Raw genomic sequence first — 9,613 nt, forward strand, 5'->3', positions numbered from 1 at the left:
AGAAGTTTATTTTCATAGTAGTTTAAGTGCATTCCTTCACATTCTGTTCGTATTGTTCATTAACTTTTGTCAATAACATTAATAAAAATAAAAGTGTCACCAGTCAAGATGACACTTAAACTCTTTTCCCTTAGTTACTCACGTACTTTATGGTAACACTTAACTGTAAACAAAGGCTATTTACTTGTTACTATTAACTTTCGTGTTTTGGCATTATATATTTTATAACTAATTTCAAACTCATGGTCTTTTGTAACTGTCACCTCACAATAATAAGGGATTGACTTTCCATAAGCATCTAGTGCAGGAATATCTCTGAAGGAAAACATTTCATCTGTATCGAGCATTTCAAAATCCGCTTCAGAAGAACGACCTGATGAATCTATTTCGATAACACATTTCCCACTGACGACATCATATTCCTTAAGCACAACATATTTTAAACTTGGGAGAGTAACAACTAAAAGTAAAACACCAAATAAAAAGGCTAAAAAGCATTTACCTATTTCTAATAATGGGTAGTCTTTGTCAATAAACATTAGAATGAAGTAAATTGCTGAGCCTACTACAAACAATACTCCAAGTATGAGCATTAAATAATAAAAAAACATTTTTCACTTCCTATAACAACTCTTCTGTTTCTTACATTACAACATAGTTATTCCACTAACCTGCCAGTTAGCACAATAAGAAAAAGCCGCCTAGAAGGGCAGCTGGACTATAAATATTAGTATCATTTAATTTAATAAATTTAAAATAATCATTAACAGAATGACTCAATATCATTCTCTCTACTTACATTATACCGTTATTTATATTTTTATAATAGAGTATTTTTTTGTAATTCCTACACTATATTATACTTTAAATACAAATCTAAAAATAGAAGAGGTGTATCAGTATAAATGACAAAAAAGATGTCTTAGATAATGGTCCTTTTTTTCATGGTACTAAAGCAGAATTAGAAATTGGTGATTTATTAGAACCGCAACACTTATCAAATTACCAAGAAAAAAAATCTAACCATATATACTTTACTGCAACATTAAATGCTACCAAATGGGGTGCTGAATTAGCAACATCTAATTCAAAAGAAAGAATCTACATTGTAGAACCATTAGGAGATTTTGAAAATGATCCTAACTTAACTGATAAAAGATTTCCTGGAAACCCAACACGCTCATATAGATCTAAATCACCTCTAAAAATAATAGCTGAATTAGCTTCATGGGAAAGACACTCTGATGAAGAGATAAATCATATGCTTACATCTTTAAAGAAATTAAGTGAAGAAGGAAAAAATGTGATATACGATTAATTTTCAAATAAACACTTCCCCCTCAATCATTGAGGGGCTTTTTTTCTTTTCCGTTATCAAAATCATTCCAATATGTAAAAATTTTTAAGTACATAATTTTTCAATCCTATATGCCAATATGGAATAGTAACCATTCTTCACCATATCAGCGATAACTAGTGCATCTTTTTTATCGCTTTTTGACTGAGTATTATCTCGATTCTCTTTATTCCTTTTTACATGGTACGAATTTACTGTTACTACATCAATATTCTGTTCGAAAAGCCATTTTGATAGATTAATCTAGTAATCCCGTAGGTTCCATGCCAACTATAGTGGTAACTAAGTTATTTGTCTTTTTTAGTTTGTTAATCCAGTTTAATAAAATAGTAAATCCCTCATCGTTATTTTCAAATGTGAGAGGATCACCTACAACAATTCCCCGAAAATTCACTGCTCGAGCGACATGAAATTGTTGAGCAATGTCCACACCAACAACAAGGTGTTTAACAGAAATTCTTTCTATTAGTTGATTTTGTTTGTCTTGCATTTTAAACTTCATAGTAGGGTTCCTCCTAAAGTGTGAGTTAGAGTGATGTCTATACTCATATCTTACTGAGGAGCTCCTTTTTTATCAAAGTCAATAATTAACTCTCTACAGGAATGCTAAACTGCCACGTAGTGCAATAGGAAAAAGTGATTGCCCGCAGCCATCCCAATCTTTAACTATTGCACCCAGTTAGTTGTTGAAATATGAACCTTTTCAGGTACTTGATAAGTAAACTGTTCCATAGTGTCCCCCAGCTCCCTATTGTTACAAAATAGCCAACGTGAATGGAGAACCACTTTATACCATGACTGTGCGTTTCCTGGTATTGGGTACAAAATGACTGACCATTTATCTTCCCAAACCGTTTCGATTGCTTCACGTAGAGTTCAATTAATTGAAAAAGGCTTTCATTTTAGAATAGATAACCATGAATTTCTTTTTGAAAAAGACCATACGGGTGCTGGTTACTTAAAATGCGACAATAACCAAGTAGCCATTGTTTCCATGCCTATTAAAACAGATATTTCATTGTTCAAAAAATTGGAATTGGATACTATTATTATACGGTCAACGACGCAGGAAGTCGCTGGTCTTGCTGCCGTATTATTTCATACGTTTTATTATTACGATGCTTAAAAGTAATTTACAAAGCTGTTCTTCAACTAAGACTTTAGTACAATAAGAAAAGGATCGCCGTTCCAGCAAAGTGAGAGATGGGTATATCTATAACCCGCATGTCATACATTTAGATGGGAAAGGGGTTGAAAAGCGAATGATTGCCGCTTGGATTTGCGCTGTGATTGCCGGAATTTATTCAGGAATATACTATGGTCAGGCTCCAAGTGCAACGGATGTATTCACAGGTTTCATCGCCGGCATTCTGATTGACTTTTATATCCTTTATAGACAGAAAAACGGGTCAGAAGGCTGATCCGTTTTTTTATGCTATTAATTTAAAAACTTCCATCTTTTTGCCAAGGAAATCATTTCATTGGATAAGATGGAATAAAACAACTTATAACCCGATTTAAGGGAGAAAAATTCTCTCTTTTCATGTTGCCTTAAAATTTCTTCCTTCAATTGAAAAAACTATGAATTACATTCCAACTGAAATGTAATCCATAGTTCCTTAAGTTAATAACATTGATTTCTAAAGCGGTTTTGCTTCGGAATCTACTCTTTACTGTCAATTTTATCTATGTGCTTTATTCTTTTAATTTCTCCTCTTGCGAAAGAGCACTACCCGCTGTAAATTCTTCTAAAGCATGCTGGAAACCCCGAGTTGTATAAGTGAGCGATGCGCCACCAACCACACCATATTTGAGGATTTCCATGATTTCATCGATGGTTGCACCGCATTTAAGTAGCCTGCCATGTGTAGCAAATGCATTCATCTTAGGGGCTGACTATTGATAGGGGCTAATCCCTTAAGTGTACTTACCCTAACTGTCGTTTGAATGCTTGACTGGCGAAGAAGGAAGCGATGACCATGATACCGACGCACCAGGCAAGCGCGATCCAGATATCGTTGCCAACAGACCCTTCATACAAGAGGGCTCGAATCGCATTCACGATTGAAGTCACGGGCTGATTCTCAGCGAACGCACGGACAATTTTAGGCATGGTTTTGGTAGGAACAAAGGCCGAACTGATAAACGGCAGGAAAATCAGCGGGTACGAGTAGGCTGTCGCCCCTTCCATAGACCCCGCTGTCAATCCGGGAATGACCGCCAGCCATGTCAGCGCCAGCGTAAACAGCCCGAGTATCCCTGCTACCGCGAGCCAATCCAGGATACCAGCACTGGAACGGAAGCCCATCAAGAGCGCGATGAGGATAACCACCACGACAGTAAGCGCATTGGAAACAAGCGAAGTCAACACGTGAGCCCACAATACCGATGAGCGCTTGATGGGCATGGTAATGAAACGCGCCATCAGTCCGCTCTTTACATCGTTAAACAGCCGCAAGGAAGTGTAAGCGACGCCGGAAGCGATAGCCATCAGCAAGATTCCCGGCAATAAATAATTGACGTAGTTGTCCGTACCTGTCTCTATGGCGCCGCCAAATACGTAGACAAACAGCAGCATCATCATAATCGGCGTAATCGCCACCGTAATAATCGTATCCGGGCTGCGCATGATGTTGCGCATTAATCGTCCTAGTATTACCCCTGTTTTGCTTTTCATTTACATCTCCTCCTTTATGCCGATGATCGCGAGGAAAATTTCCTCCAATGTTGGCTGCTTCTCGATATACTCCACTTTCGCTGGCGGGAACATCTCTTTGAGTTCTTTAAGGGTACCGGTTGTGATGATTTTTCCGCCATGCAGGATGGCGATATGGTCAGCCAGTTGTTCGGCTTCCTCCAGATACTGGGTTGTCAGCAAGATGGTCGTGCCCCCGTCGGCAAGCTCCTTGACGGTATCCCAGACTTCAATCCGCGCTTCGGGGTCAAGCCCTGTCGTCGGTTCGTCGAGAAAAATGACTTCTGGCGTCCCAATCAGGCTCATGGCGATGTCAAGCCGGCGCTTCATCCCGCCGGAATACTTATCCGCCCGGCGGTTGGCCGCATCGGTCAGGCTGAATCTTGCAATCAGATTGTCAGCGACTTGAGCGGGATTGGAAACTCCTCGCAACTTGGCTATCATCATCAGGTTTTCCCTTCCTGTGAGCATGCCGTCTAAAGCTGCGAACTGTCCTGTCAAGCTGATGCTCTGGCGAACATGATCCGGTTGACGCTGGACGTCAAAGCCGCAAATACCGACTTCGCCGCCATCGGGCTTCATCAGCGTCGAGAGGATGTTTACCGTCGTCGTCTTGCCCGCTCCATTTGAGCCCAACAGGGCGAAAATTTCGCCACGCCGCACCTCAAAATCCACCCCCTTTAAGACTTCCTTATCTTTAAAGGATTTTTTTAACCCTTTTACAGAAATCGCTGCATTGCTCATACTTTTTTCCTCCTTATAATAAGCGCAGCAAGGCGCCAGATTGACTATACTTCACTACTCTGTCTGACTGATATTCTGTATTACTTACTACCAGGTTAAAAATATAACTGAATAGTGAAGGTGACACATTTCATTTGTAACCAGCTATTCAGTCGAAATTATCTATTGAATTTACTTTTTTCTAATCGCTTCATGATACGCTGATTCAAATCTTCACGATACTTGTCGACATAGGTTTTAGCGGTAGCAACTAGTTCGTCGGAAAGGAAGCCAAGTCGTCCCCAGTAACGGTTTGCGTGGTTAGTGTCGATGCTAGGAGAAACTCCACTTGGAATTCACCGTTAGCCACGACCAATCGTATCGTTCAACTTCTTGCGATATTTGTCCTTCCAAGTTTGCTCATCCTTCACCAAGTCGTCGCAGAAAGCAGCCACGTCCTCGCCCGTAAGGTCAGTGACTTTCTTGCCTTCCGCTGCTCCTTCCTCGAAGAGGTCGAGAATGCCGACAAAGATACGGCTGCTGTCCTTCCAGTCGGTGGGACCACCACCAGCAGTCCACATATATTTTTGGATAGCTTTGTAAGCGTTGCGGTACTCACTTGGAAGTGCCTTCGCAAGTGCCTCCATCTCCCTCCATTCCCGCTTGTCATCCAGACTTCCGATAATTTTTTCAAAAATATTCATTTTACTTCTCTCCTTTTGATTTTATTTTAGTCTTAAGTTCGTTAATTTTACTTGAGATGAAATCCCATTTTTTCCAAAAAATCTCAAGCTGCTCTTGACCTGCTACGTTGAGTGTGTAAAATTTTCTCGGCGGTCCCATAGTGGATGGCTTTTTCTCGATGTCCACCAGATTGTTTTTCTCAAGCCGCATGGTAATCGTATAAACTGTGCCTTCAACCACATCAGTGAAGCCAAGTTCTCGCAGCTGTTGCGTAATTTCATAGCCGTAAGTTTCGCCACGGCTGATGATTTCAAGCACACAACCTTCAAGCACCCCTTTCAGCATTTCCGTGATGTTTTCCATTCTTTACCTCCATTTATATTTTACTTATATTTTTTCAGTACTCTGTAACACAGGTATTTTGTGTTACTGATATTCAGTATTACTGACTACTAGTATATAGTATTACCAATTAGTGTCACTTGTCAATAAAACTTTTCGTCAAAAAAGACCTTATTACGACTTCAAAGGTGTTTTATCAAATTTGACAGCTTAGACTTTAGCCAGACACGTGATTATTCTCAAGAAGAGCTAAATAATTTAAAAATAATTGGTGAAGGGTTTGATGACCAAGAACTCGCTCATTTTCGTGGATTTGATTTACATGTTAAAGTGATCAAAATCATGATTAGTAATACAAACGGTGTCGACTTCGCAAAAAAAGCAGGCGACTATTCAGTTACAAACGCATCGAGTCAATTAATTTGATGCGTTTGTTATTTTAGGGATAGGCTTATCAATAAGTTTGTGAAGAAATGTACTTAAACTAAACTGCGCCACCTGCGGATACTCTCTTTGTTGGTCGTAATTTTATTTATTTTTAATAGGTCAAACGCTTCTTCAACGCTATACATTTTCATAATTACGGCTCCTTAAAGACAACAATTGTTTTATTAAATATGTAATACAACAAATGTTGTTTTATTCAAATGCAAAAGTCATTTTATTAGGATTCCAACCAACGTATATTATCAAGACCCCAAATTGAAAAATTCTATAAATTCAAGGACATTCATATTTTATATGTAATGTCCTTACTAAAGAAAAGTAAAAAGACTGCTCAATTTATTGAGCAGTCAATGGAATAAAATGACCTATGGAAATGACTTCTGAACATGAGAATTATTCTGGCTTAGATATGTGACTAATACATACACCCTATATATTTTATGAATTTAAAAGCGCTAGGTGATTGTGTAATTTGGAGCAAGGCTTGAAATTATTCTTATGCTGTAGCCATTTCACAGTGAGGTTTGATGTATATTTAAAGCCTTGCTCTTGTAGTAATTGTCTCCTTAGTGTTCAAGGAGTATGCATACTTTAAGTCGTCCTCCCTCATATACAAAGGAAAATCTCTCATTTTCTCCAAATTACGTGGTAGTCTGTTTATTTTATTTTGGATCGGTGGTCGTTACGCCCGTAGGGCATTTACCAGTATGACATTGAAGAGCCATTATACAGCCGTTAGCAATCATAAATCCTCACGCAGAGTTCACGGCATCTGCACCGATCGCAAGGGCAATAGCAATTTTATCGGCTGAAATTAACTTTCCTGAAGCAAAAATTTTCAGCTTATTTCGTAGACCAAACTGATAGGCCTTATCAACAACCGCAATTAAAGCAGGATATAAAGGAAGCCCCATTGTATCTGCAATTGATTTGTAAGTGGCGCCTGTTCCACCTTCTCCGCCATCAACCGTAATAAAGTCCGGATAAATCCTAAGATTATTCATGGCCTCGAAAAATTTATCCAAGCTGGATGGATATCCAACGAAAATTTTGATTCCGACAGGTTTTCCACCTTCATCTTGCAGCATTTTGATAAACTGCAACGTTTCGAGCACATTATGCAAAAATGGAAAGCGATTTGGTGAATTAATGGTTTTCCCCACTGGAACTTTACGAATGTTTGCTACCTTCGTTGTAACCTTTGACCCCTTCAGATGTCCGCCACGGATTTTTGCTCCTTGGCCGAATTTAAGCTCAAATGCTTTTATATTCGGCTCCTTGGCTTTAAACTTAAATTCATCAATAGAAAAATTCCCCTCATCATCGCGAAAACCAAATAAACCAGGGCCAATTTGAGCGACCACATCTACACCACTTTCTAAATGCTCTGGTGCAACTCCGCCCTCCCCCGTATTAATCCATGAACCGCCTGCCAAACGGCTGCCATGACCTGTTGAAAGTATATAGTTTTCGCCGACTGCTCCGTAAGATGTGGCAGAGGCACCAAATGGACCGCGAAGTCTCCATGGAAATTTCCGATCACCGCTAACGATTATGGCATCTTCCTCATGGTAAAGCCAACGTGTTGTTTGGTCCTTTTCAAGCTGTTCGTGACGAGTAAACAATCCTTCATGATCAATTTTATATATTATTGAATGGACTTTTTCTTGATTGTCAACCCTTAATTCTTCATTTAATAGGGGAAACAAACCATTCGCAATATAATAACCAGGCTTATCAAAGTCACGTTTGGAACCGAAGCTTAAAAGGTCACTTCGATATTTGGCAGAAAAAACAATCCCTAAAAAATCTATTCGTGAAAATGGTTTGCCACTATTGTCATCAGCAAACCAATATTGCCTGAATTCCGGGCCAACCTTTTCTAACAAGTAGCGCATCCATCCCAAATAAGGGTGTGCTCTGATAATCGAATGCTGTTGTTTCTTAGCTAAAAAATTTAACCACAAAAGCAAGGCAATCGGTCCTACAATAAACACAATCAATAGAAAGATAAAAATAGTCCATACCATCAAACAATCCCTCCTTTTCTAACTAATATTGAGACAAGATCCGCAATTCTGATGCTGGGCGGTTATTTTTCATTACCAATATGTTTATTTAAAACTATCCTTTATGTTGCCTGATATTTATCTCAGATTGTATTTTCTCAAGCTAGAGATAATTAGCAAGATATTTTACTCGAAGATTTCTTTTTACTGTCCTACTGGCATTTCTTGGACTTAAAGTTCCATCAATACTGAGTGATGAGCATTCTTCTGCACCACAAAATATCGTATGCATCAAGAAAAATAGTCACTTTTAATTCTTTTACTTCTGCTCAAGTTTATTTCCACTCTCTTTTAGCCCTTTTTAATAGTTAATAATTTGTTCCACTCATACGAAAAACGACCGCAAGCTCTTAATCAAGCTCGTGGTCGTTTTTCGGTTGTCCTTTATTTGATCGATGCTTCATAAATTTTGTGGATGGATTTGGACAGCATCGATCGACTTTCAGAAAAGGCACAATGCCTTTCTTCTCCCATAGATAATCAGAGGGCGTCGAGTTAGGAGGCCTATGTTCAATTCAATGCGACCTGCCTTTTGTTTGTCAAAAGCATGATTGCCGCATTCTTCGGATGAAAAATGAGGCCTTTTTCAAAAAATGAAGGTTTCATTGAACGGAAATTAGAGATCAATGAGGAAGACCTACAGGAGAGTATAGGCCTGCGGCTTATGTACACAACAATGTGTCCAGTGATGAAGTACTTTATTATGTGAACGGTGACTTTATGAGTCGCCGCGGTATTGAAGAGGGATCGATTACCCTTCATCCAAGTGGTCTACCACATCCAGGAAAAATTGAAGCAAGTATAGGAAAAAAGAAACACAGGAACTTGCTGTTATGGTCGATACATTCAGACCGCTGTATTCGTGAAAAAGGCACATGAGTTAGTATGAGCAGCTAGCTATCAAAATAAATTCATTAATAGTTTAATTACTATAACAATAATTAAAATACAAAACAAAAAGTCTTAATCCCTATAATTGGAGGAATTAAGACTTTTATTTCATTATATACATAAGCAATGGTTTCTTAGACAATTTCTGATAGCTTTTCATTCCCCTGATCAATATATAATTCTTTGACCTTAACATTTGACGGCAGCAGCGGATGATTGCGTATGATGTTGACAGTTTTTTGTACGCTATCCGTTAAAGTTTTTCCTCCATCTAGCCATACACTTACCGTACCCTCAGGAAATTCCGGCATGCAATTTTTAAAAAGATAATCTAATGTTTGAATCTTGTCCTGTAATTCTTTGTTTTTATATATTTTGTTCAGTATATCCCCAGTATTCTTTTGA

Annotated in this window: 9 protein-coding genes and 5 pseudogenes; 4 read left to right on the top strand and 10 right to left on the bottom strand. The window is 38.6% G+C overall.

The window, feature by feature from the left end; genetic code table 11:
* Positions 1 to 176: 176 nt before the first annotated feature.
* Positions 177 to 611, bottom strand: a complete 435-nt coding sequence (locus J7E66_RS30520; RefSeq protein WP_215007604.1) for a hypothetical protein — start codon at positions 609 to 611, stop codon at positions 177 to 179.
* 290 nt (positions 612 to 901) lie between these two features.
* Between J7E66_RS30520 and arr the strand changes: the two genes are divergently transcribed.
* A complete protein-coding gene (arr, locus tag J7E66_RS30525) occupies positions 902 to 1,318 on the top strand; it encodes an NAD(+)--rifampin ADP-ribosyltransferase (protein WP_215007628.1) in 417 nt (138 codons plus the stop codon).
* 114 nt (positions 1,319 to 1,432) lie between these two features.
* Here arr and J7E66_RS30530 read toward each other — a convergent pair.
* Positions 1,433 to 1,859 (bottom strand): annotated as a pseudogene (locus tag J7E66_RS30530) (IS110 family transposase); the annotation flags it as partial.
* 324 nt (positions 1,860 to 2,183) lie between these two features.
* Between J7E66_RS30530 and J7E66_RS30535 the strand changes: the two are divergent.
* Together J7E66_RS30535 and J7E66_RS30540 are read left to right on the top strand one after the other, a co-directional pair.
* The gene (locus J7E66_RS30535) at positions 2,184 to 2,483 is read left to right on the top strand and encodes a tubby C-terminal domain-like protein (protein ID WP_215007607.1); all 300 of its coding nucleotides are present in this window, start codon (positions 2,184 to 2,186) and stop codon (positions 2,481 to 2,483) included.
* A gap of 136 nt (positions 2,484 to 2,619) precedes the next feature.
* A complete protein-coding gene (locus J7E66_RS30540) occupies positions 2,620 to 2,778 on the top strand; it encodes a hypothetical protein (RefSeq protein ID WP_215007610.1) in 159 nt (52 codons plus the stop codon).
* A 274-nt stretch (positions 2,779 to 3,052) separates the two neighbouring features.
* Here the strand turns inward: J7E66_RS30540 and J7E66_RS30545 are convergent, their stop codons facing one another.
* The 7 genes and pseudogenes from J7E66_RS30545 to J7E66_RS30575 form a co-directional block, all read right to left on the bottom strand.
* The gene (locus tag J7E66_RS30545; RefSeq protein ID WP_215007613.1) at positions 3,053 to 3,241 is read right to left on the bottom strand and encodes a hypothetical protein; all 189 of its coding nucleotides are present in this window, start codon (positions 3,239 to 3,241) and stop codon (positions 3,053 to 3,055) included.
* 43 nt (positions 3,242 to 3,284) lie between these two features.
* Positions 3,285 to 4,034, bottom strand: coding sequence for an ABC transporter permease (locus J7E66_RS30550; protein WP_215007616.1), 750 nt, complete (start codon positions 4,032 to 4,034; stop codon positions 3,285 to 3,287).
* Entirely contained in the window at positions 4,035 to 4,796 is a 762-nt protein-coding gene (locus J7E66_RS30555; RefSeq protein ID WP_215007619.1) for an ABC transporter ATP-binding protein, read from the bottom strand.
* A gap of 158 nt (positions 4,797 to 4,954) precedes the next feature.
* Positions 4,955 to 5,085, bottom strand: a pseudogene (locus J7E66_RS30560) (DUF1048 domain-containing protein); the annotation flags it as partial.
* A 52-nt stretch (positions 5,086 to 5,137) separates the two neighbouring features.
* Entirely contained in the window at positions 5,138 to 5,479 is a 342-nt protein-coding gene (locus J7E66_RS30565) for a DUF1048 domain-containing protein (RefSeq protein WP_215007622.1), read from the bottom strand.
* A 1-nt stretch (position 5,480) separates the two neighbouring features.
* Positions 5,481 to 5,822, bottom strand: coding sequence for a PadR family transcriptional regulator (locus J7E66_RS30570; protein ID WP_215007625.1), 342 nt, complete (start codon positions 5,820 to 5,822; stop codon positions 5,481 to 5,483).
* Positions 5,823 to 6,913: 1,091 nt separating this feature from the next.
* A pseudogene (locus J7E66_RS30575) lies at positions 6,914 to 8,278 on the bottom strand (glutamate synthase-related protein); the annotation flags it as partial.
* Between the two features lie 693 nt (positions 8,279 to 8,971).
* On the opposite strand from J7E66_RS30575, the pseudogene J7E66_RS30580 reads away from it, so the two are divergent.
* Positions 8,972 to 9,206: pseudogene (locus J7E66_RS30580) on the top strand (homogentisate 1,2-dioxygenase); the annotation flags it as partial.
* A 136-nt stretch (positions 9,207 to 9,342) separates the two neighbouring features.
* Here J7E66_RS30580 and J7E66_RS30585 read toward each other — a convergent pair.
* Positions 9,343 to 9,613: pseudogene (locus tag J7E66_RS30585) on the bottom strand (carbonic anhydrase); the annotation flags it as partial.

The sequence above is a fragment of the Bacillus sp. ISL-7 genome, from assembly GCF_018613065.1.